Origin of the sequence: Bradyrhizobium sp. BLXBL-01 (genome assembly GCF_051853025.1) — a bacterium.
Classification (GTDB): Bacteria; Pseudomonadota; Alphaproteobacteria; order Rhizobiales; family Xanthobacteraceae; genus Bradyrhizobium.
This window is the reverse complement of the sequence record NZ_CP182471.1, coordinates 1,577,646-1,599,483: the sequence shown is the minus strand read 5'-3', so window position 1 is coordinate 1,599,483 and position 21,838 is coordinate 1,577,646. Positions and strand designations below refer to the sequence as shown.

17 protein-coding genes and 1 tRNA gene are annotated in these 21,838 nt (G+C 64.1%); 11 read left to right on the top strand and 7 right to left on the bottom strand.

The genetic code is table 11. The features are described from left to right. The first annotated feature begins 471 nt into the window (after positions 1-471). Together ACNJYA_RS07550 and ACNJYA_RS07545 are read left to right on the top strand one after the other, a co-directional pair. A protein-coding gene (locus ACNJYA_RS07550) for an IS3 family transposase (RefSeq protein ID WP_439402321.1) occupies positions 472-1,661 on the top strand; the annotation gives its coding sequence in 2 pieces (ribosomal slippage) (positions 472-721 and positions 721-1,661; 1,191 coding nt in all). 3,378 nt (positions 1,662-5,039) lie between these two features. Continuing rightward, positions 5,040-6,932, top strand: a complete 1,893-nt coding sequence (locus ACNJYA_RS07545; RefSeq protein WP_439403390.1) for a recombinase family protein — start codon at positions 5,040-5,042, stop codon at positions 6,930-6,932. Here ACNJYA_RS07545 and ACNJYA_RS07540 read toward each other — a convergent pair. From ACNJYA_RS07540 to mnmA, 4 genes are all read right to left on the bottom strand, one after another. After that, a tRNA-Met gene (locus tag ACNJYA_RS07540) sits at positions 6,889-6,965 on the bottom strand. The two genes, ACNJYA_RS07545 and ACNJYA_RS07540, sit on opposite strands and share 44 nt — an antisense overlap. Before the next feature lie 276 nt (positions 6,966-7,241). After that, complete coding sequence (locus ACNJYA_RS07535; protein WP_212254348.1) at positions 7,242-7,595, bottom strand: hypothetical protein; 354 nt, start codon at positions 7,593-7,595, stop codon at positions 7,242-7,244. 268 nt (positions 7,596-7,863) lie between these two features. Continuing rightward, positions 7,864-8,502, bottom strand: coding sequence for a class I SAM-dependent methyltransferase (locus ACNJYA_RS07530; protein ID WP_271501672.1), 639 nt, complete (start codon positions 8,500-8,502; stop codon positions 7,864-7,866). Positions 8,503-8,695: 193 nt separating this feature from the next. Continuing rightward, a complete protein-coding gene (gene mnmA, locus ACNJYA_RS07525) occupies positions 8,696-9,877 on the bottom strand; it encodes a tRNA 2-thiouridine(34) synthase MnmA (RefSeq protein WP_439402320.1) in 1,182 nt (393 codons plus the stop codon). Between the two features lie 350 nt (positions 9,878-10,227). Between mnmA and ACNJYA_RS07520 the strand changes: the two genes are divergently transcribed. The 9 genes from ACNJYA_RS07520 to ACNJYA_RS07480 all read left to right on the top strand — a co-directional run bounded on the left by ACNJYA_RS07520 (position 10,228) and on the right by ACNJYA_RS07480 (position 19,994). Then, positions 10,228-11,841: a flagellar hook-length control protein FliK gene (locus ACNJYA_RS07520; protein WP_439402319.1), complete on the top strand. Its 1,614-nt coding sequence runs from the start codon at positions 10,228-10,230 to the stop codon at positions 11,839-11,841. A 13-nt stretch (positions 11,842-11,854) separates the two neighbouring features. After that, positions 11,855-12,562 (top strand): flagellar hook assembly protein FlgD, encoded by a 708-nt coding sequence (locus ACNJYA_RS07515; RefSeq protein WP_439402318.1) that lies wholly within the window; start codon positions 11,855-11,857, stop codon positions 12,560-12,562. A gap of 423 nt (positions 12,563-12,985) precedes the next feature. Continuing rightward, the gene (gene sciP, locus ACNJYA_RS07510) at positions 12,986-13,261 is read left to right on the top strand and encodes a CtrA inhibitor SciP (RefSeq protein ID WP_002714638.1); all 276 of its coding nucleotides are present in this window, start codon (positions 12,986-12,988) and stop codon (positions 13,259-13,261) included. Positions 13,262-13,439: 178 nt separating this feature from the next. Next, complete coding sequence (fliF, locus tag ACNJYA_RS07505) at positions 13,440-15,050, top strand: flagellar basal-body MS-ring/collar protein FliF (protein WP_212254344.1); 1,611 nt, start codon at positions 13,440-13,442, stop codon at positions 15,048-15,050. A 29-nt stretch (positions 15,051-15,079) separates the two neighbouring features. Then, entirely contained in the window at positions 15,080-16,177 is a 1,098-nt protein-coding gene (fliG, locus tag ACNJYA_RS07500) for a flagellar motor switch protein FliG (protein WP_172784662.1), read from the top strand. Further along, positions 16,177-16,800: a FliH/SctL family protein gene (locus ACNJYA_RS07495; RefSeq protein WP_172784663.1), complete on the top strand. Its 624-nt coding sequence runs from the start codon at positions 16,177-16,179 to the stop codon at positions 16,798-16,800. Before fliG ends, ACNJYA_RS07495 begins: the two co-directional genes overlap by 1 nt. A gap of 3 nt (positions 16,801-16,803) precedes the next feature. After that, positions 16,804-17,154, top strand: a complete 351-nt coding sequence (fliN, locus tag ACNJYA_RS07490; protein ID WP_172784664.1) for a flagellar motor switch protein FliN — start codon at positions 16,804-16,806, stop codon at positions 17,152-17,154. Positions 17,155-17,205: 51 nt separating this feature from the next. Next, positions 17,206-18,591 (top strand): sigma-54-dependent transcriptional regulator FlbD, encoded by a 1,386-nt coding sequence (gene flbD / locus ACNJYA_RS07485; RefSeq protein WP_212254343.1) that lies wholly within the window; start codon positions 17,206-17,208, stop codon positions 18,589-18,591. Between the two features lie 254 nt (positions 18,592-18,845). Further along, positions 18,846-19,994 carry a M20 family metallopeptidase gene (locus ACNJYA_RS07480; RefSeq protein WP_439402317.1) on the top strand — a complete coding sequence of 383 codons (1,149 nt, stop codon included), beginning with the start codon at positions 18,846-18,848 and terminating at the stop codon, positions 19,992-19,994. A gap of 134 nt (positions 19,995-20,128) precedes the next feature. On the opposite strand, the gene ACNJYA_RS07475 is transcribed toward ACNJYA_RS07480, so the two are convergent. The 3 genes from ACNJYA_RS07475 to ACNJYA_RS07465 all read right to left on the bottom strand — a co-directional run bounded on the left by ACNJYA_RS07475 (position 20,129) and on the right by ACNJYA_RS07465 (position 21,833). Next, entirely contained in the window at positions 20,129-20,284 is a 156-nt protein-coding gene (locus tag ACNJYA_RS07475; protein ID WP_172784667.1) for a hypothetical protein, read from the bottom strand. Between the two features lie 97 nt (positions 20,285-20,381). Further along, on the bottom strand, positions 20,382-20,963 hold the full coding sequence (locus tag ACNJYA_RS07470) for a flavin reductase family protein (RefSeq protein ID WP_172784668.1): 582 nt from the start codon (positions 20,961-20,963) through the stop codon (positions 20,382-20,384). A gap of 33 nt (positions 20,964-20,996) precedes the next feature. Further along, a complete protein-coding gene (locus tag ACNJYA_RS07465; protein WP_439402316.1) occupies positions 20,997-21,833 on the bottom strand; it encodes an ATP-binding cassette domain-containing protein in 837 nt (278 codons plus the stop codon). Positions 21,834-21,838: the final 5 nt, after the last annotated feature.

The window sequence follows — 21,838 nt, the reverse complement described above, 5'->3', positions numbered from 1 at the left end:
GCAGGGTCGTGATATGCCGCTCCAATATATGCATTTTTCGCCTGTAGCTGCCTTAGGCATGGTGTTGCAAGCGCTGGTGGCCAACCCGGTCACAAAGACTGGGGCTGGCCACCTTTGCTCCCATGAGGCTCAAATTCTCAAGGGTGACTAAGTTATATCTGCGAGAAGTAATGAAGGGCACCTACCAAAATAGGTCGGCCCCATCTCATCGGCGCCCCTCTAAACTGAGTCTTTGCCTTAAAGCAATTGGAGACACCAGCATGACCAGACACGTGGGCGTGGATAGAAAACAGTGCATAAAAGACAATGTCAGGCCAAACGCACATGAGAGGCGCAAGAATGTTGGCAGGGCAAGTCCAGACGAAGCGCGGTAGAATGAGAAGATTATCCGAGACCTTGAAAGCCGCTGACCTTGCCCCCGGGGCTTAATCCAGTTTGAAGTTCGTTCTGGCCCACGACGAGGACCAGAGCATGAAGCGTAGCCGCTTTACGGAAGAGCAGATTATCGGGATCTTGAAGGAGCACGAGGCCGGGGTGTCAGTCGCCGATCTATGCCGCAAGCACGGCGTGAGCGACGCCAGCATCTACAAATGGAAGGCCAAGTACGGCGGGATGGACGTCTCCGAGGCCAAGCGGCTGAGGACGCTGGAGGACGAGAACACGAAGCTGAAGCGGCTCCTGGCTGACGCCATGCTGGACAATGCGGCGTTGAAGGACCTTTTGGGAAAGAAGTGGTGACGCCCGCGGCCAAGCGGAAGGCTGTCGCGCATCTCGTGGATGCCCACGGGATGAGCGAACGGCGGGCGTGTAAAGCCATCGGCTGCTGCCGCATGACCATGAGATATCGGACGACCCGAGCGGATGATGCCGGCGTTCGCCAGCGCATGAAGGCGATCGCCCAGGAGCGCCGCCGCTTCGGCTATCGGCGCCTGCATGTTCTGCTCAAGCGGGAGGGCTTTGCGATCAACCACAAGAAGCTATTCCGGCTGTACCGGGAAGAGAAGTTGGTGGTGCGCCGCCGTGGCGGCCGCAAGCGGGCGATCGGGACCCGGGCGCCGATGACGGTGCCGATGGCACCGAACGACCGCTGGTCACTGGACTTCGTCTCCGATCAGCTCACGGATGGCCGCCGCTTCCGCATCTTGACCGTGGTCGATGACTGTACCCGCGAGTGCTTGGCGCTGGTGGCCGATACCTCGCTCTCCGGGGCCCGGGTGGCGCGGGAGTTGGATCGGCTGGTCATGGAGCGCGGCAAGCCAAAGATGGTGGTCAGCGACAACGGCACCGAACTTACCAGCAACGCCATCCTGACCTGGGCCGATCGGAGCCGCGTCGCCTGGCATTATATCGCTCCGGGCAAGCCCATGCAGAATGGCTTCATCGAAAGCTTCAACGGTCGGCTCCGGGATGAATTGCTGAACGAGACGCTGTTCACGTCGCTGGCTCAGACCCGCGTCGCGCTCGGATGCTGGCGCGCCGATTATAACTACACACGACCGCACTCACAGCTCGGATGGAAGACACCCTCCGAGTTCGCCTTCACCAGCCACCCGCGCCGGGATCTGGCGCTGCGCTATGCCGATGGCTCCGCGCCAGCTCCCGTCGCTACCACCGCCCAACTGGGCAAATCCAATGGCTTGAGCGAACTCAGAACTGGATAAAATCTGGGGGCAAGGTCACCGCGACAGGGAGTACCGCGTTGAAGAATCGACGACGCTGTGAGCGTCGTCGCCGCCACACATGGCGGACACAATTGCATCAAGACAACAGCGGACCGGACTAAGCCAAAGCAGTCTCCCTTCCCTTCCTGAGTATTGGCGAAAATTGATCGGAAGCAGTGTGGGTGCGACTCGGCGCCGTTTGGTTGCGCTGGAGCAGACGCTGTCCCTACCCCGCACTGCCAGTTGAACTTAGCAGAACTTGAATCAGCACTTTTCCCCCATGCATGCAGTTGGCAACGCTTTTCCTGCCACCCAGCTAACTGCTCCAAACTGAGCTTTAAGCGGCGGCAAGAAGCTGATGACTTGTAAAAACAATCAAAATCGAAAGGAGAACTAACCCGCGAGTTGGAAGCATTGCGGACGCGACTCGGCGCCTGGCAGCCTGGGGGGCATCATGAGGCACTATTCTGCCGCATCCGCAATGCAATGAGCTTAACGGAAGCGTGACTCGGCACATGGTGGTCCTTCAGCTCATGCGCTGTCCCTGCCACGCCCCGTTAAACCCAACGGTTTTTATCGGGGCTCGCTTACCGAAAGCTGACAGACCTGCGCAATCTATAAAACGAAGGCGACCCATGTGGGCGGGCCGCTTGCCGTTGGCAGCGATATCGCCGTTACGCCTCAGATCAGCCATTCGGCGCGTTTGCGATCAGCGGCAACCGCATTGGGACGACGCGCCGGATTGACACTCAGCCAATCCAGCGCGTTTAATGACTGATCGACGTATGACTTCACGCCCCCTGGCTCGTGGGCTCTTCGACCATGCAGGAATTGGCCATTCGGATTGCGCACACTTGCTTTCGAATTCGAATACCTCGCGCCGTTACCGGCTCGTGCTCCAGGCTGAGTTCGCGTGTGGAGGACGATTGGGTTCCGATTCGTCAAAATGCTTAATGAGCTCGTCAGCCTATCTCCCTGTAAGGCGCGAAAGCTAGACGCAATTAGCGAGTTCGAGAGAAAGCAGCGCGGATGCGACTCGGCGCCGATGTCCACCAGGGAGGGTGGATAAATGCGCTATCTGTCGCATCCGCTTCGCCGGAACGCTGGGGGCGACGTGACTCGGCACCCCCCATTGGAGGATGGAAGGCGCTGTCTCTATCACGTGCCGCTGGCTTAGTAGTCAGCCTCGGGGATCACAAGGCTAACCCACCCGGCTTTCCCGTGAGGCCCGCCGCCTCAGGGTACAGTGGGACTTTAGCGAGAGAGCGGCCTCGGGCAACCTACCAGTATTGGTAGTCATGCACAGCACGGCGGCGCAAATGGGCAAGCATACCGCGTTTAACTACCTGCATGAAGGCAGTAGGCTTCGGCCGGTTCGGCGGTATCGGCCGCTCCGTAACTTCGTTATCCAGAGCGTCTTCGCGTATAAGCACTGGAGCTCCCTCACTACACCGCGGCCTTTGTCGGGCCGATAGCTCCCGGCGCTGTTCGCCATTCTGGCAAAGTTCTCGTTGCCCACCGCCTCTACGCTGCCCTTGCTTTGCGAGAGATCAAGGTGCGGCGGCGAGCGTTGGCTTCGAGGCGTTTGTCCCTCGGGCTAGCGTCTGCGGCAGGCTTCCTGAGCGATGAAGTTCGCGGCGAACAGCTCGATGTCAGGCACAGCCCTTGATTTTTGTAGAGGCGCAAGCGTCTGCATGCTCTTCTTTCACCAAGCATCGGTCAATTCATTCTCTCGCGGGCGACCAAACGGCTTGCGTTCCCAAAATGAAGCCACACGAGCAACGCAATGACGACTATGCGTGCCGCAATGCAGTCGCGCCTTTTGCGTACAGTCAGCGCGTGGCTCCGAATTTCCCGCAGGATCTTCCGCGATGGATCCCGAGAATTCGCGCGGCCTCAACCTGTGAGGCTGCGGGGCGATCAGCGTTGATGTTATCTGTGCTCAGCATAGCTTTGAATTCGCGTCTGCCGGTTCCTCAACGGCATGCCACCTTTTTGGTTCGCCGAAACTCGGCGGAACGACTCGCAACATCGAAAAGTGCGCATGCGCGGGATCGGCTGCGAAAATACGCGCGGAAGAGAAGTGCTGCCGCCGTCGTCGAGCGGCCTGCCATGATCTGTTCGGCGAAGGCGATCGAAAAGGACCCTTAGCTGCGCAATGCTAAGGTAGACTATCTGATTTACGCGCTTGCCTCTTCGGCTCGCCAAAAACTGCGATGTCTCGTACGCGCGGCAAAGATCCGTCGCCTGCCGAACCGCAATCGGCGGCGTTTTGGCGGCACCACGATAATTCAGCCTCCTCTGCAGCTTAAGCGAGGTCAAAGGAAGCTGTGACCCATCCGATCTAAGAAGGCGCAAATCGACGTCGCTGATCCAGATCAGAGAAACCGTCCCTTGGTGACAAAAGCGATCTCCAGCGGCGTTCGACATGGGGCGGCGGCCTCGACTCATGCTGACGCTTGCCAAGGAACGTGTCCGCCAGCTTATGCAGCAGATCGCGAGAGCATCCCAAGGTTCTGGCTGACAGCAATCGACAGCCAGGATCGGGCATGGCTCACCCATTAGTGTGTTGAGGTATTCCGAGCCCAGAAGGTTCGAATTAGAGGGGAGGCAGCGCGGGCCGGCCCTCCGCGCTGTTCAAAGCTCTGAAACTGCCAACTCCGCGCTGCCAGCGGAGTTAAATGACGATGTGACTCGGCGCTCGTCAAAGAGGCCCTCGGAAAGCGCTGTCCCTATCACGTGCGCCACTAACTTCGCTCGCCAGCGTCGCGGTACTGCAACGCTGCCACCTCGCACCCTTGGGCGGCTGCCCGGGGCACCCTGCCTTTTATCGTCGAGACGTCCCGCAAGGCACCTGCCAGATTTGGTCGGCTGAGCTGGCTTGCGAGGGAGAAACTGAAGCGTTGTGCCGACCACTCCTGCCCCCGCACCCAATCCTGAAGCCGCTTATCGCGAGGGGGCAATTATGAGCTTCTGGCTTGTTCACCGTAGGCACGCATCCGATTCCAGACTTCCGCATCATTGGAAGCGCACCTGGAGATAAAGACGCAATATCCAGGCCATAGGTCGAGCCATAGCAGTCTGTCTGATCGTTGCGAGAACGGCGAAGGCCATTTCCGCTCGCTAGGTAGACCTGCCTAAGGACGGTTGAACCATCCACCGCCTCCTCGCCCACGGTCTAGCTAAGGACTCCAATCAGCCGAACTGGTGGCGAATTCGACAGCGGAAATAGAGTCCTGTGGCGAAGCCCGGGGTTTCCAATTCGGTATCGGCTAGATGGAGAGGTTGTACGGTTTCTAGCAGTATCAGTTCCACGCACGCAAAGCCGTTCGCTCGTGTCTTTTTCTTCGCCTGGGCATCCGATTGCACGACGAGCTCATGGCGGCCGTTACACTTGGTCATGATCCGAGCAAGGATGCTCGAGATGATCAGTTCCCCCCACGTCGTCTTGTCGAGTGGCGCCAGCGCAGGTGCGTGCACCTCGTTGGGGTGCGCGATAACCTAGAGGTTCGATCGTGGGGGAGGCCGATTGCAAATTTTCCTTGCAGACGAATCCAGACAAGGCGATCTTACGTCTCGCGCGAGTACTTGCCCGTGTGGCCGCGAGGGAAGATCATGAAAGACAGCTCATCGATCGAAGCGAGGAAAAGAGCGACGATCTATGCTCGATTCTCAACCGATCTTCAGAACGAGCGATCGATTGAGGATCAGCTTTCACTTTGTCAGATCTATGCCGAGCGCGAAGGATTAATTGTTGTCAGTACGCATGAAGATCGAGCTCGTTCGGGCGGGTCTGTCATGGGCCGCGAAGGCCTTCTACGGATGTTGGACCAAGCGCGGGAGAGATCCTTTGACGTGGTGATCGTCGAAGCGCTCGATCGCCTCTCTCGCGACATGGAAGATCTGGCTGGCATTCATAAGCGGCTGTCATTTCTCGGGATCGAGATCCGGGCGGTCCACGAGGGCGTCGTTAACACCGTGCTGGTGGGCCTTCGCGGCTTGGTCGGACAACTTTATCGCGAGGACAATGCGCACAAAGTGCGTCGCGGCCAAGCGGGTCGGGTTAAGCAAGGTTTGGCTGGCGGGGGCCTGACGTACGGATACGCAGCGGTCCCTGGAAGAAGTGGTGAACGAGTGGTTGTCGAGGCCGAGGCACAAGTGATCCGGCGCATTTTTCAGGAATACGTGGACGGTCGTACGCCTCGGGAAATCGCGTATGATCTCAACAACGAGGGGGTACCACCTCCGCGGGGGCGAGGCTGGAATGCGTCAACAATCAATGGCAATCATGAGAGGGGCGCCGGCATTCTAGTAAACGAACTTTATGTGGGACGCCTTGTCTGGAACAAAGTCAGGATGGTGAAGGACCCCGACTCCGGAAAACGCCTGTCACGACCTAATCCGAAGAGTGACTGGCAAATGGCTGAAGTTCCACATCTTGCAATTGTCAATCCAGGGCTATTCACGGCTGCTCAGCAACGCAAGGAAGAGCGCGGTCACATCCACCCCAGCCACCAACGTCGGGCTCGTCGGATGCTATCCGGACTGCTCCGGTGCGGCTCATGCGGTTCGGGTATGGCAACCAATGGACGCGATAAGTCAGGGCGCATTCGTATTCGCTGCTCCGCTTCGAAAGAGAGCGGCACATGTTCTGATGCCAAGACCTTTTATCTAGACGCGGTCGAGAGTGCAGTCCTCAGCGGGCTCAGGGCCGAACTGCGTGCACCGAAGGTGTTTTCGGAATACGTACGAACGTATCTGGAGGAGCGGAAGCGCCTCCTAGCTACATCACATGCAAAGCGACACCGCCTTGAGCAGCAGCTAGGGCAGTTGAGTCGAGAAATCGAACGACTGGTGGATGCGATCGCGAAGGGACATGGCGATCCGTCCGTTCTCGGGCCGCGATCAACTACCTTAGATGCCGAACGAAAGCGGATATCTGAGGAGTTGCAAACCGAACCACCCGCCCCGAACGAAATTGTGCTGCATCCGGCCATCCTCAAAAGATATGAGGAGCAACTCGGTAGGCTTGAAGAAGCAGTGGGTAAAGGTGTCAGTGCAGGCGACGGAGAGGCCGCGGAAGCCATTAGAGACTTGGTCGAGACGGTCACCGTGTTCCGCCAACCGGGACACCCAGGTGGTTTAGCCGTCGAGATAGCAGGCCGGCTGAACTCCCTGCTCGGCGAAAAGGCCTATCCAAATCAAGTCAAAGGAGTGTGGGGAAAGGTGGTAGCGGGGGAGGGACTCGAACCCCCGACCCCAGGATTATGATTCCCGTGCTCTAACCAGCTGAGCTACCCCGCCACAGGGATCGCGGCGGCGAATAAGGCCGATCTCGCGAACGCGCGGCATATAAGGAAGGGGGCGGGGGTAAGTCAATCCGCCTTCGCTAAAGCTTCCGCCTTCGCCAAGGCTTCGGCGCGACAAGTCGGCGCGACAAGTCCGCTTCGGCCCGATTTCTCACCAGAATTTGCGATTTTTTACGGCGCCGGTCTCGTGGAGGGTCCCCCTCACCCGGAATCCGCGCGTCGCGCGGATTCCGGCCTCTCCCCGGCGGGGAGAGGCGAAGGGAAGCGGCCCTTATTTCGGCCTGACGTTCGGGTCGCCGCCGGGGCTGCCGGGGGGCGGGATCACCGGGGTGTTGCCGCCGGTGCTGGGCGCGGGGGCGTGCATATCGGGATCGACGCCCGAGGGCGGGCAGAGCACGCCGTCGGTCTTGGCGAGCTTGTCGCCGAGCGGTTCCCGGGACTGGCCGGTCGTGGTGCCGTCGGGGGTGGTAGCCAGCCGATCGGATGGCGCACAGCCGGCGGCGCGTTGCGGGGATGGCGGCGCGGTCTGTTGTGGCGGCGTCGCCGGGGCGGGCGGGGCCTGCGCGATCGCGCTGCCAGAGGCGGCGATCAGGAGGCCCGCAAGAATGAGGTTTGTCGTGCGCATGGGACGGAAACGCGCGGGGAGGGCGGGCTGTTCCCGGCGCGGAGTGCGATGTGATCGGGCCCCGTCTCCGGTTTCCTGCCTTGTCATTGCGAGCGCAGCGAAGCAATCCAGAGTCCCTCCGCAGAGACAGTCTGGATTGCTTCGCTGCGCTCGCAATGACGGGATGACTGGCGAGATATCGTGCTTGGAGAGAGGCCTCTCCCCAACCCTCCCCCGCTCGCGGGGAGGGAGCGCACTGCCGTCTTGGCGGCGTGCCGGGCTCTCGCAGCTAGGCCTTGCGGTAGCGGATCAGCGAGAAATGGCCCATCGGCGGCATGGGCCTGCGCTCGGTGAGCGCGACGCCGCCGTGCCTTGTGGCCCAGCCCTCGAGGCGGGCCCACGGGAATTCCGGGCGCCAGCCGAGGCGGCGGGCGATGGGCGCGAAGGCGAGCTCGAACAGCTTGCGAGGGCCGCTCTCCGCACCGATGTGGTTGACCAGGATCAGCTCGCCGCCCGACTTGAGCACGCGCACGAACTCGTCGAGCGTGCCTTCGGGATCGGGCACGGCGGTGATGACATATTGCGCCACCACGGCGTCGAAGAAATTGTCGGGAAAGGCGAGGTTCTTCGCATCCATCACCGAGAGCACTTCGACGTTGGACAGACGAAGCGCGCGGACGCGCGCCTGCGCCTTGCGCAGCATCGGCTCGGAGATGTCGACGCCGCAGACCTTCGTGGTGCGCGCGTAGTCGGACAGCGAAAGACCCGTGCCGACGCCGACGTCGAGGACGCGGCCGCCGATGCGGTCGGCTTCCGCGATCGTCGACTGACGGCCGGCGTCGAACACCTTGCCGAACACGAGATCATAGACCGGCGCCCAGCGGCCATAGGCCTTCTCGACCCCGGCCCGCGAGATGTCTGCTGCCATGCCCCCTGCCCTTGCTTACTTCACCTCTCCCATAGGGAGAGGTCGGATCGCATCGCAAGATGCGATCCGGGTGAGGGGTTGCAGTCTCAACGGGAGTTGCGGCCCCTCACCCGGATTGCTTCGCAATCCGACCTCTCCCCGCTGGGGAGAGGTGAACCCGGCCCTACCAATTGCGCTTAAAATCGTCATTCCGTCAGCCGCGCACGGCTTCCGCGAGCGGGCGCGGTGTGCCCGCACTGAGCTTGGCTGCGGCGCTCTGGATGAAGCCGCCGCCGAGCACGCGGGCCTGGCCTGAAGGTGCGTCGTAGAACACGCAGGCCTGTCCCGGCGAGACGCCCTCTTCGCCGGCGACGAGCTCGACCTCGTAACGGCCATTGCTGCCGCGCAGCCAGGCTGCTTGCGGACTGCGGGTAGAGCGTACGCGCACGAACATCTCGAGGCCGGCACCGATGGCGCGGTCGATGTCGCCATCGCCGATCCAGTTGACGTCGCGCAGGGAGATGCGATGCATCTTCAGCGCATCGCGCGGGCCGACCACGACGCGGCGGGTCGCAGCGTCCAGCCGCACCACGAACAGCGGCGAGCCGGAGGCGATGCCGAGGCCGCGGCGCTGGCCGACGGTGAAATTGGCGATGCCGTGGTGCCGGCCGAGCACGCGGCCCTCGAGATCGACGATGTCGCCGGGGTCCATCGCATTGGGGCGCAGGCGCGTGATGATGTCGGTGTAGCGGCCGGTCGGCACGAAGCAGATGTCCTGGCTGTCGTGCTTGTCCGCGACCGCAAGCCCGAAGCGGCGCGCGAGCTCGCGCGTCTCGGGCTTGGTCATGTCGCCGAGCGGAAAGCGCAGGAAGTCGAGCTGCTCCTGCGTCGTCGCGAACAGGAAATAGCTCTGGTCGCGGTCGGCATCTGCCGCGCAGACCAGCGCGCGCGAGCCGTCGGCCCGACGGCGCGAGGCGACGTAATGACCGGTGGCGAGCGCCTGGGCGCCGAGCTCGCGGGCGGTCTTCAAGAGGTCACGGAATTTGACGCTGCGGTTGCACTCGATGCAGGGCACCGGCGTCTCGCCGAGCGCGTAGGAATCGGCGAAGTTGTCGATGACTGACTCGCGAAAGCGATCCTCGTAATCGAGCACGTAATGGGGAATGCCGAGCTTGGCCGCGACGTCGCGGGCGTCGTGGATGTCCTGACCGGCGCAGCAGGCGCCCTTGCGATGGGTGGCCGCGCCATGGTCGTAGAGCTGCAGCGTGATGCCGACGACGTCGTAGCCCTCGGCCTTCAGCAGCGCAGCCGTCGTCGAGGAATCGACGCCGCCCGACATGGCAACGACGACCCTGGTGTCCTCGGGACGGCCTTCGAGATCCAGACTGTTGAGCATCGGCCCTGAAGCGTTGTGACGGCGGCGAAGCGCGATCCGCGATTGCTGTGCTTTCTCGGGGGACGGCGGCGATCCCCCGGAACCTTGGTTCCCGAAGAGCACGACTGCCCAAGTCGAAAGCGGCTGAGAGTAACCTCTTTAATATAGGCGGCATTCCGGTGAAGCAATCACGCGGGCCCCCCGCTTAGGGCAATTCTTGCCGGGGCGGCAGAAATGGCGGGGTCGCTGCCAGCCGCCCGGCATTGCCCCTGCATCATCAAAACCTTGATTATATTGATGAAATACCCGATTTCGGAGGCTGGCCCACTCCTTGCTCCCTCTGGTCCGAAGTTGCTTGCAAGGGGTTGCCTGTGGTCGGTCGGATGTCAGATGTCGTGGCAAGCGTGCAAATCCAGAGCGCGCAGCAGAAGCCTGCCCGGTCGCAAGCCCCGAAGGACACGCCGGCAAGCGATGATTTCGGCTCGCTGGTCGACAGCAACACGCAGGCCATCAGCAACAACGCGCCGGCGCAGGACACCCCACCGCGCCGGAGCGAGCAGACCTCGTCCGCCCCGGCGCCCGAGCGGCCTTCGCGCGACAGCTCGTCCACGGACCAGTCGTCGCAGAGCAAGGCGAGCGACGACACCGACCCGTCTGCGCCGGTCGAGAATGACAAGGCCGAGGCGTCCAGCGATCCGGCCAAGGACGCCGGCAAGGTCAAGGAAAAATCCGAGACGGCGGACGCCAAATCGGCGGACAAATCCGACGAGACCGAGGGCGAAACGTCCGACGGCACCGAGGTCGTCATAGCCGCGGTCGACGCGGCTGCCGCCGCGCCGCCCGATGTGACGCAGACCGCCCTGCCCGATCCCGGAATCATCGTTGCCGCGCCGGTCGTCCCGGTCGATCCGAATGCAGCTGCGAACCAGGCTGGCGATGCCGCCGCCGCGCCGCTGGCGATCGCCGCGGCTGCTCTTGCCGCCAGTGCCTCCACGGCGGCGCAGATCGCCGGCACCAAGACCGATACCGCGACGACGAGCGACAAGAGCGCCAAGGCCGCGGGCGCCGAGGTCGATGCCGACACCACGACGACGCTCGGCGAGGCCGCGGCCGGCACGACCGAGACCACCTCGACCGATGCAAAAGCTGGTGGCGGACTGATCGCCGCCGTCAGCCAGGGCACGCCCAAGACCGCGTTCAAGGACGCCGCCACGGCGCAGGCCAACACCGACGTCTCCAATATCGGCCAGGATACCGGCAAGGCGAACCTCGCCACGGCGCAGGCACCGGCCGCCAATGCCGCACATGCGCAAGGCTTGAAGCCGCAGGCCGATAACGTCGCGACCGAGGCGAAGGCGGGCCCCGCCGACCGCGCCGCCGATCCGGCCCAGGGCGCGCCGGCCGCGCCCGCGCATACGGGCGCGCAAGCCACGATCGCTCCGACGGATACCAGCGCGCAGGCCGCCTCCGCCGTGCAGGCGCCGCTGACCAATACGACCTCGGCCGCCACGGCATCGACCGCGACGCTCACCGCGACCGCGGCGACCCACAATGCGGCGGTGCCGGTCAGCGGCATCCCGATCGAGATCGCGGCCGCCATTCGCGCCGGCAAGTCGCGGTTCGACATCAGCCTCGATCCGGCCGAGCTCGGCCGCATCGACGTGCGCATCAACGTCGACCGCGCGGGCAACGTCACCTCGCATCTCACCGTGGAGAAGCCGGAGACGCTGCAGATGCTGCGCCAGGACGCGCCGCAATTGCAGCGCGCGCTCGACGATGCCGGCTTCAAGACCGGCAGCAACGGGCTGTCCTTCAGCCTGCGCGACCAGAATTCATCGGGCCAGAACTCCGGCCAGAACAACGACAATGGCGGCAATGCCCGCCGCCTGATCGTCAGCGAGGACGACAGCGTTCCCGCAGCGCCCATCGGGCGCGGCTATGGCCGCATGCTCGGATCGAGCAGCGGCGTCGATATCAGAGTGTGAGGAGTATCAGGCAATGACCACCACGAATGCCGCCACTGCGCCCGCGGTCGTCTCCGGAACGACCGACATTCCGAAATCCTCGTCGAATTCGTCGATGAGCTCGACCACGGGGTCGGCGCTCGCCGGCAATTTCCAGACCTTCCTGACCCTGCTGACGACGCAGCTGCAGAACCAGAACCCGCTCGATCCGCTCGACACCAACCAGTTCACCCAGCAGCTGGTGCAGTTCGCCGGCGTCGAGCAGCAGCTCAAGACCAACGATGCGCTGTCGCAGCTCGTCACCCTGCAGCAGACCACGCAAGCGACCCAGGCGCTGGGCTTCGTCGGCAAGACCGCGCTGGTCGACGGTTCGACCGCGACCATGAAGAACTCGTCGGCGACCTGGCATCTCAACGTGCCGACCGATTCCACCGTCGACATCACCATCGCCAATTCCAGCGGCCAGACCGTGTTCACCGGCAAATATAGCGCCGCCGCCGGCACCGACATCCCCTTCACCTGGAACGGCATGGGCAATGACGGCACGCAATGGCCGGACGGCAAGTACACGATCTCGGCCACGGGCAAGGACGTCGCGAACAACAATGTCGGCATCGCCGCGCAGGTGCAGGGCGTGGTGTCGTCGGTCGACCTGACCCAGTCGCCGCCGCTGCTCACCATCGACGGCGCCAGCTACACGCTGAGCCAGGTGAAGAGCATTATTGCGACGACGAGCAATTGAGGCGAACGGGCGAGCCACATCCGAGAAGTCATCCCCGCCTAGTGCGCAATTGCGCACGGGGGCGGGGATCCATAACCCCAGGACGTTGTTTTCGCATGAGGTCGTAACCCCGAGTCTTCGTCAAACTACTCCCTGGGGTTATGGGTCCTCAGATGCGCAATTGCGCATCATAGCTCGCGCTCCGCGCGCCCCGGGATGACTATCAGGACCTCCGCAACACCACCGCAGGCCCCGTTCGTTAGTAAAGTATTTACTTTTTGCCCCGCTCAGCCGGCCGAGATTGCGTCTGCCGGCCGCCGCGCAGGCCGCGTTCCCGCAAGTTTCAACGAGAATTGTATTGAACCCTTAGGCTTAGCGGATTTTTAAGCCGCGGGGGTTACGGTTACGGCGTGAGTTCAGTGGTTGAGAGTTTGTGAGTACGCCATGACAGAACCCCATCGCCCGAGGGTGAAATACGTCATCGGGCCGGACGGCAGTCCGTTGACGATCGCGGACCTGCCTGCACCCGGCACCAAACGCTGGGTCATCCGCCGCAAGGCCGAAGTCGTCGCCGCTGTCCGTGGCGGACTTCTCTCCCTCGAGGAGGCCTGCAGCCGTTATACCCTGACGGTCGACGAATTCCTCTCCTGGCAGTTTTCCATCGACCAGCATGGTCTGGCGGGTCTTCGCACCACCCGCATCCAGCAATATCGCCAGTAGGCGATCCGGAAATCTGCGGCTTTTGACGAAAATCGGCCTCGCCCTGCGAGGCCGATTTTTTTCATGATGCACTTTTGTCCGACCTCTTAACCTTCGTTAACCATATCGAAACCATCACCTAGGCAATAATTGCCCAGTCGGCCGCTCGGTTGCGGGTCGGATTGGTCGGGGCGGTTGCTTGCAAGGTCTTGGGGACTTCTTAAAAAGTATCGGCGCCGCCCGGTTCGGGGCGATGATCGCGGTCACCGCCGCGCTCATCGGCTTCTTCGCCTTCGTCATCATGCGCGTCACCACGCCGCAGATGACGACGCTGTTCACGGACCTGTCCGTCGAAGATTCCTCCAGCATCATCAAGGACCTGGAACGCCAGGGCATCCAGTTCGAGATCCGCAATGAGGGCTCCATTATCATGGTGCCCAAGGACAAGGTCACGCGGCTGCGGATGAAGCTCGCCGAGGGCGGCCTGCCCAAGGGCGGCGGCGTCGGCTACGAGGTGTTCGACAAATCGGACGCGCTCGGCACCACCTCCTTCGTCCAGAACATCAATCATCTGCGCGCGCTCGAGGGCGAGCTCGCCCGCACCATCCGCGCCATCGACCGCATCCAGGCCGCCCGCGTCCACCTGGTGCTGCCCGAGCGGCCGCTGTTCGCCCGCGAGGCGCCGGAGCCGTCGGCCTCGATCGTGGTGCGCGTCCGCGGCGCGCTGGAAGCCCAGCAGATCCGTGCCATCCGCCACCTCGTCGCCTCCGCCGTCAACGGCCTGAAGCCGCAGCGGGTCTCGATCGTGGACGAGGCCGGCCAGCTGCTCGCCGACGGCGCCCAGACCGATCCGGAGCAGGCGCTCGGCGACGAACGCCGCATCTCCTTCGAGAAGCGGATGCGCAAGCAGGTCGAGGACATCGTCTCCTCGGTGGTCGGTTCGGGCCGCGCCCGCGTGCAGCTCTCCGCCGATTTCGACTTCAACAAGGTCACCCAGACCTCGGACAAGTTCGACCCCGAAGGCCGCGTGTTGCGCTCGAGCCAAACCCGCGAAGAGCAGAGCATGACCGCCGACAACAACGGCCAGGTCACCGTCAACAACGAGCTGCCCGGCAACCAGCAGAACAACGGCGTCGCGGCCAAGGACCAGAGCAAGAAGACCGAGGAGACCAACAATTACGAGATCTCCCGCACCACCAAGACCGAGGTGACCGAGGCCGGCCGCGTCAACCGCATCTCGGTCGCGGTGCTGGTCGACGGCATCTACACCAAGAACGACAAGGGCGAGCTCGCCTACCAGGACCGCACCAAGGAGCAGCTCGACCGCATCGCCACCCTGGTGCGCTCGGCGATCGGCTTCGACCAGAAGCGCGGCGACCAGGTCGAGGTCGTCAACCTGCGCTTCGCCGACGCGCCCTCCACCGCCCCGATCGGCGAGCCCTCAGGCTTCCTCGGCATGCTGCAGTTCACCAAGGACGACGTCATGTACTTCGTCGAGCTCGGCGTGATGATGCTGCTCGGCCTCGTCGTGCTGTTCCTGGTGATCCGCCCGCTGGTCAAGCGCATTCTCGCCTCGGACGAAGTCGCCGCCGCCATCTCCGGCGTGCTGAGTGGCCCCGCCGCTTCGGAAGAGGCTGCGCCGGCCAGCCAGCCGCTGCTGCCGAGCGGCGCCGCCAGCGCCATCGACGTCGCCACCATCCAGGGCCAGGTCCACGCCCAGTCAGTTCACCGCGTCGGCGAGCTCGCCGAACGCAATCCCAACGAAACCGTCGCCATCATTCGCCAATGGCTCACCGAGCCAACCAAGTAACCGCCAAGTAAATCAAGAAGTGATCTGACATGGCCGCCTCCTTGCAAAACGCCAACTCCAACGACATCACCAGCGTGATCTCCACGCTCGGTCAGCGCGCCGGCAGCCGTGCCGCCGACGGCAAGGGCGCCGCGCAGCTGTCCGGTCCGCGCCGCGCCGCGATCCTGATGCTGGCGCTGGGCGAGCAATATGGCGGCAAGATCTGGGGCCTGCTCGACGACGACGAGGTGCGCCAGCTCTCGCTGGAGATGTCGACGCTCGGCACCGTCGAGGTCGACACGGTCGAGGACATGCTGCTCGAATTCGTTTCGCGCATGTCGGCCTCGGGCGCGCTGATGGGCAATTTCGACGCCACCGAGCGGCTGCTGCAGCAATACCTGCCGCCGGAACGCGTCAACGGCATCATGGACGAGATCCGCGGCCCCGCCGGCCGCAACATGTGGGAGAAACTCTCCAACGTGCAGGAAGAGGTTCTCGCCAACTACCTCAAGAACGAATATCCGCAGACCATCGCGGTGGTGCTGTCGAAGCTGAAACCGGAGCATGCCGCGCGCGTGCTCGGCATCTTCCCCGAGGATCTCGCGCTCGACGTCGTCAACCGCATGCTGAAGATGGAGGCGGTGCAGAAGGAGGTGATCGAGAGCGTGGAGAAGACGCTGCGCACCGAATTCATGTCCAACCTGTCGCAGACCCGCCGCCGCGACGCCCACGAGGTGATGGCGGAAATCTTCAACAATTTCGACCGCCAGACCGAAACCCGGTTCATCACCTCGCTGGAAGAGGACAACCGGGAATCGGCCGAACGGATCAAGGCGCTGATGTTCACCTTCGACGACCTGGTGAAGCTGGATTCCGGCTCGGCCCAGACCTTGATGCGCAACGTCGACAAGGACAAGCTCGGCGTCGCGCTCAAGAGCGCCAACGAGGACGTCCGCAACTTCTTCTTCGGCAACATGTCTTCGCGCGCGGCCAAGATGCTCCAGGACGACATGGCCGCGATGGGGCCCGTGCGCCTGCGCGATGTCGACGAGGCCCAGGCGCTGCTGGTCAATCTCGCCAAGGACCTCGCCGCCAAGGGCGAGATCATGCTGACCAAGAACCGCGCCGACGACGAGCTGGTGTACTGATGGCCGCTCCGGCAAAATTCCTGTTCGATACCGACTTCGCGGCGCCCGAGCGCTCGCCGCGCGAGAAGGCCGCGACCGCGGCCGAAATCGCGCAGAAGGTCGCGGAAGCCGAGGCGCGCGCCTATCAGGACGGCTTTGCCGCCGGCCAGCGCGAGGCCAAGGCCGAGAGCGACCGCCGCGTCGCGCTCGCGATGGAAGAGATCAACATCGCCATCCGCGGCGTCGCCGCCGGAATCGGCAACATCGAAACCAGGATGGAGACGGAGGCCGTCGAGGTCGCGGTCGCGGTGGCGCGCAAGCTGTGCGCCGACCTCGTGGCCGCCGAGCCGCTCGGCGAGATCATCGCGCTGGTCAAGGACTGCTTCTCGCATCTGGTCGCGACGCCGCATCTCGTCGTCCGCATCAACGATGCGCTCTACGACAGCGCACGCGAGAGGATCGAGCGGCTCGCCAAGCAGAGCGGCTTCGAGGGCCGGCTGGTGATCCTGGCCGAGCCGGACATTGCCACCGGCGACTGCCGGATCGAATGGGCCGATGGCGGCGTCGTGCTGGAGCGCGGCGCCATCGCGGCCAAGATCGACGAAATGGTCGGACGCTACATCGCGTCCCGCAGGGGGAGCTAAGCCATGAGCGACACTGACGGACAGGTCCCGCTGCCCGATCTCAACGGCCCGATGCCGCCTGCCGGCACCGATGTCGGCTACAACGAGGACGAATATGCGGCGCGCGCCGCCGCCGACCTCGAAGCGGTGTTCGACGTGCCGGTGCAGGTCTCGGCCGTGCTCGGCCGCTCCAAGATGGACGTCGGCGAGCTCCTGAAGCTCGGACCCGGCACCGTGCTCGAGCTCGACCGGCGTGTCGGCGAGGCCATCGACATCTACGTCAACAACAAGCTGGTCGCCCGCGGCGAGGTCGTCCTGGTCGAGGACAAGCTCGGCGTGACCATGACGGAAATCATCAAGGCCGACCGCGGCTGACACGCAAGGACATGACGCGCGCCGGCGCGAACAGACGGACAGGAGACTGACATGCGGCTTCTCATCGTTGGCACATTGAAGGGCCAGCTCACCACCGCCACCAAGATCGCGATGGAGAACGGCGCCACCGTGACCCATGCCGAGGATCACGAGCAGGCGATGCGCGTGCTGCGCGGGGGCAAGGGCGCCGACCTCCTGCTGGTCGACGTCGCGCTCGACATCCGCGACCTCGTGCTGCGGCTGGAAGCCGAGCACATCCACGCCCCGATCGTCGCCTGCGGCATCACCAACGACGCCCGCGCCGCCGTCGCTGCGATCCATGCCGGGGCCAAGGAATACATCCCGCTGCCGCCGGATCCGGAACTGATCGCCGCGGTGCTCGCCGCCGTCGCCAATGATTCCCGCGAACTGGTCTATCGTGACGATGCGATGGCGAAGGTGATCAAGCTCGCCCAGCAGATCGCCGGCTCCGACGCCTCGGTGATGATCACCGGCGAATCCGGCACGGGCAAGGAAGTGCTGGCCCGCTACGTCCACACTCGCTCGGCCCGCGCCAAGCGTCCGTTCATCTCGATCAACTGCGCCGCGATCCCCGAGCATCTCTTGGAATCCGAGCTGTTCGGCCACGAGAAGGGCGCCTTCACCGGCGCGGTCGCCCGCCGCATCGGCAAGTTCGAGGAGGCGACCGGCGGCACGCTGCTGCTCGACGAAATCTCCGAGATGGACGTCCGACTGCAATCCAAGCTGCTGCGCGCCATCCAGGAGCGCGTGATCGATCGCGTCGGCGGCACCAAGCCGGTACCGGTGGACATCCGCATCATCGCGACCTCGAACCGCAACCTGGCGGAAGCCGTGCGCGAGGGCACGTTCCGCGAGGACCTGTTGTTCCGCCTCAACGTCGTGAACTTGAAGATTCCGCCGCTGCGCGAGCGTCCCGCCGACATCCTCGAGCTCGCTCAGCATTTCGTGAAGAAATACGCCGAGGCCAACGGCGTGCCGATGCGCCCGCTCTCGGCCGAGGCGCGCCGCGTGCTCTCCGCCAACCGCTGGCAGGGCAACGTCCGCGAGCTCGAAAACACCATGCACCGCGCGGTGCTGATGGCGCAGGGCGACGAGATCGGACCCGACGCCATCATCACGCCGGACGGCGACCGCCTCGACCTCGCCAAGACCGCACCGGCGGTAGCGCATGCCACCATGGCCGCCGAGCAGGTGACGCGCGCGCTGGTGGGGCGCACCGTCGCCGACGTCGAGCGCGACCTGATCCTGGAGACGCTGAAGCACTGCCTCGGCAACCGCACCCATGCCGCCAACATCCTCGGCATCTCGATCCGCACGCTGCGCAACAAGCTCAACGAATATGCCGACGGCGGCATTCCGATCCCGCCGGCGGGCACGCCCGGTGAATATCCGCGGATGCCGATGATGGGGGCGTGATCCCTCGAAGCACACGAGCTGACGACGAATGCTCGGGCTAGACCCGGGCATTTTTGCTTGATGCAGGCCGCCAGCACGTCATTGCGAGCGCAGCGAAGCAATCCGGAATTCCTCCGCGGAAAGACTCTGGATTGCTTCGCTGCGCTCGCAATGACGCGTTGAGAGCGCTCGTCGCATAACGGGATCGCGCCACGCGACTAGGCCATCCGCGCATCAGGCCCTATAACCCGCCCGAAAACCACGCGAGGAACCACATGTCTGAAGCTCAAATCACGGATTGGCTGGCGTCGCAGAAGCAGGCGATGATCGACCTGCTCCGCGACGTCGTGAACATCGATTCCGGCTCCTACGACAAGGAAGGCGTCGATACGGTCGGTGCGCGGTTCGAGCGGCATTTTGCCGAGCACGGCATTCCGTTCCGACGCGAAGCCAACGCCACCTTCGGCGACGCGATCCATGCCGAGGTGGCAAAGCCCGGCAGCAACGAGAAGCCGGTCCTGTTGATGGGGCATCGCGACACCGTGTTCGGCAAGGGCGAAGCCGGGCGGCGGCCGTTCACGATCCGGGATGGCCGCGCCTATGGACCCGGTGTCGCCGACATGAAGTCCGGCCTCGTCATGAACGTGTTCGTGGCCACCGCCTTCCACAAATTCGGCGGCTCACCGCATCCGATCAAGGTGCTGATCACCTCGGACGAGGAGATCGGCTCGCCCTCCTCGCGCCCCGTGATCGAGCGCGAGGGACGCGCGGCCCGCGCGGTGTTCAATTCCGAGCCGGGCCGGCCGACTGGCAACGTCGTGACCGGGCGCAAGGGCGGCATCTTCATGCACATGGCCATCACCGGCAAGGCCGCGCATTCCGGCGCCAATTTCGCCGCCGGCGTCAGCGCCATTGGCGAGCTCGCGCACAAGATCGTGCAGATCCACGCGCTCACCGATCTCGACAAGGGCATCACGCTCAATGTCGGCCTCGTCTCGGGCGGGCAGTCCGTCAACACGACGGCGCCTTACGCGGAAGGGCAGATCGACTTGCGCTATGTCGATCCGGCCGATCGCGCGCGGATCATGGCTGCGATCGAAAAGATCGTCGCGACCTCCTATGTGCCGGGCACCAGCGCGACGCTGTCGATCAAGGGCGAGTTCGTGCCGGTGGTGCAGAGCGCGGAGTCGAAGGCCCTGTTCGAGGGCTACCAGGCGGCCGCAAGGCAGGTGGGCCTCACCACGCTGCAGGGCGAGTTCTCCGGCGGCTGCGCCGATTCCGGCTTCACCGCCGCGGTCGGCACGCCGACCATCTGCGGCCTCGGCCCGGTCGGCGGGCTCGCGCACACGCCGGAGGAATATCTGGAGATCGACAGCATCGTGCCACGCGCGCAGGCGCTGGCGCTGGCGATTCTAAGGGGGTGATTGCCGCAACCGCGGTGCCGTAGGGTGGGCAAAGGCGCACTTGCGCCGTGCCCACCATCTGGCTTCGCTGGGTAGAAACGGTGGGCACGCTTCGCTTTGCCCACCCTACGAAACTAACCCACCCTACGAGACCGTTACGAATAACTCGGCGCGTCCGGCTTGCGGAAAATGTGGATGGGATCGCCCGGCACGATCGGAGAGCCGGAGAACATCGCATAGGCGTAGAGCGCGAGATAGGCGATCGCGAGCGCGCCGATGGCGTAGAAGGCCCAGGTCGCGATGCGCTTCATCGTTCCGCTCCAATGCCGACCCGGCGGGACGGCTCCAGGCGCTTCTAGAGCGATGAGGCGGAAAAGACCAGCCTTGCGCGAGGCGCGCCGTCGGCGGTCAAATGCCGCGCCGGCCGCGCGCGGGAAGACTGACATCAGCGAGCCTGGCCGCGTCTTCGTCCTGATCGACCGCCACGTACTGGCCGTGCCAATAGGCCAGGGCGGCGGTGCGGGTCGAGCTCCTGATGTCCCTGACACGGCCGATGACGATGCCGTGTGAGTGGCGCTCGACGATCTCCTCCACTTCGCAATCGAAGGCCGAGAGCGCGCCGACCAGCAGCGGAACACCCGAGACTGCCGTCACCCACTGGCTGCCTGCAAAGCGATCCGCGCCCTTCAGCCCGCCCTTGCCGGCAAAGCGTTCGGCGACGTCAAGCTGGTCGGCATTGAGGATGTTCACGCCGAAAGCGCCGTGGCGGCGGATCAGCGGAAACGACGAGGCGTCGCGGTTGATGCTGACCAGCAGCGTCGGCGGCTCGACCGACAGCGAGGCCACCGAGGTCACCGTCATGCCGGTGATGTCCTTGCCCCGCCCGGCGGTGATGACGCTGACGCCGCCGGTGAGGTGGCGCATGGCGCCGCGGAAATCGGCGGACGAGACGGGAATTTCGGTCATGAGATCGCGGGGCACTACATTCATGGCGTTGCTCCCCGAAAGCGGGGTTCCCTTTATCTAGGTACGATCGTCCGCCGACAACAGGTGGCTCAGGATCGAGCCTTCGAGGCCTGCCAGCTCGGCCGAGCCGCGCTGGCGCGGCCGGGCGGCGTTAACCGTGACGTCATGGGCGATGCGGCCGTCCTCGATGACAAGTACGCGGTCGGCCAGCGCGACCGCCTCGGCAACGTCGTGGGTCACCAGGATTGCGGTGAAGCCCTGGTCGCGCCAGACCCGCTCCAGCAGACGCTGCATCGAGATACGGGTCAGCGCATCCAGCGCGCCGAGCGGCTCGTCGAAGGCGAGCACGCGTGGGCGCGAGACCAGGGCGCGGGCGAGCGCGACGCGCTGCTTCTGGCCGCCCGACAGCACCGAGGGCCATTGGTCGCGCTTGTCGGCGAGGCCGACCTCGATCAACGCCTTCTCAGCGCGCGCATGCGCATCGGTTGAGGCACGATCGCGGCCGAGGCCGACCTCGACATTGGCGAGCACGCGGGCCCAGGGCAGCAGCCGCGGCTCCTGGAACATCACGCGGATGTCCTCGGGCTGGATCTCCTGACCGAAGCTGATGCTGCCGGCATCGATCTTCTCCAGCCCGGCGATCAGGCGCAGCAGCGTGCTCTTGCCGCAGCCGCTCTTGCCGACGATGGCGACGAACTGGCCGGCGGGAATGTGAAGGTCGATGCCGCGCAGCACTTCGTTGTCGCCGAAGGACTTTCGCAGACCGCGGATGCTGAGCGGCAGGCCGCTGGCCTGAACCGGCCGCTCCTCGCGCACGACACGCGCCTGCGGCGCGAAGTTGGCGCGGCCGGCGAGCTCGGTTTCGGGAAGGGAGGTACGGAGGGCTGTCTGCATTTGAT

What these genes read in the sequence shown, in the direction of transcription:
- ACNJYA_RS07545 (WP_439403390.1), top strand. Translation starts at nt 5,040, where the DNA reads ATGGCGGCCGTTACACTTGGTCATGATCCGAGCAAGGATGCTCGAGAT.
- ACNJYA_RS07535 (WP_212254348.1), bottom strand. Translation starts at nt 7,595, where the DNA reads ATGCGCACGACAAACCTCATTCTTGCGGGCCTCCTGATCGCCGCCTCT.
- ACNJYA_RS07530 (WP_271501672.1), bottom strand. Translation starts at nt 8,502, where the DNA reads ATGGCAGCAGACATCTCGCGGGCCGGGGTCGAGAAGGCCTATGGCCGC.
- mnmA (WP_439402320.1), bottom strand. Translation starts at nt 9,877, where the DNA reads ATGCTCAACAGTCTGGATCTCGAAGGCCGTCCCGAGGACACCAGGGTC.
- ACNJYA_RS07515 (WP_439402318.1), top strand. Translation starts at nt 11,855, where the DNA reads ATGACCACCACGAATGCCGCCACTGCGCCCGCGGTCGTCTCCGGAACG.
- sciP (WP_002714638.1), top strand. Translation starts at nt 12,986, where the DNA reads ATGACAGAACCCCATCGCCCGAGGGTGAAATACGTCATCGGGCCGGAC.
- fliG (WP_172784662.1), top strand. Translation starts at nt 15,080, where the DNA reads ATGGCCGCCTCCTTGCAAAACGCCAACTCCAACGACATCACCAGCGTG.
- ACNJYA_RS07495 (WP_172784663.1), top strand. Translation starts at nt 16,177, where the DNA reads ATGGCCGCTCCGGCAAAATTCCTGTTCGATACCGACTTCGCGGCGCCC.
- fliN (WP_172784664.1), top strand. Translation starts at nt 16,804, where the DNA reads ATGAGCGACACTGACGGACAGGTCCCGCTGCCCGATCTCAACGGCCCG.
- flbD (WP_212254343.1), top strand. Translation starts at nt 17,206, where the DNA reads ATGCGGCTTCTCATCGTTGGCACATTGAAGGGCCAGCTCACCACCGCC.
- ACNJYA_RS07480 (WP_439402317.1), top strand. Translation starts at nt 18,846, where the DNA reads ATGTCTGAAGCTCAAATCACGGATTGGCTGGCGTCGCAGAAGCAGGCG.
- ACNJYA_RS07475 (WP_172784667.1), bottom strand. Translation starts at nt 20,284, where the DNA reads ATGAAGCGCATCGCGACCTGGGCCTTCTACGCCATCGGCGCGCTCGCG.
- ACNJYA_RS07470 (WP_172784668.1), bottom strand. Translation starts at nt 20,963, where the DNA reads ATGAATGTAGTGCCCCGCGATCTCATGACCGAAATTCCCGTCTCGTCC.
- ACNJYA_RS07465 (WP_439402316.1), bottom strand. Translation starts at nt 21,833, where the DNA reads ATGCAGACAGCCCTCCGTACCTCCCTTCCCGAAACCGAGCTCGCCGGC.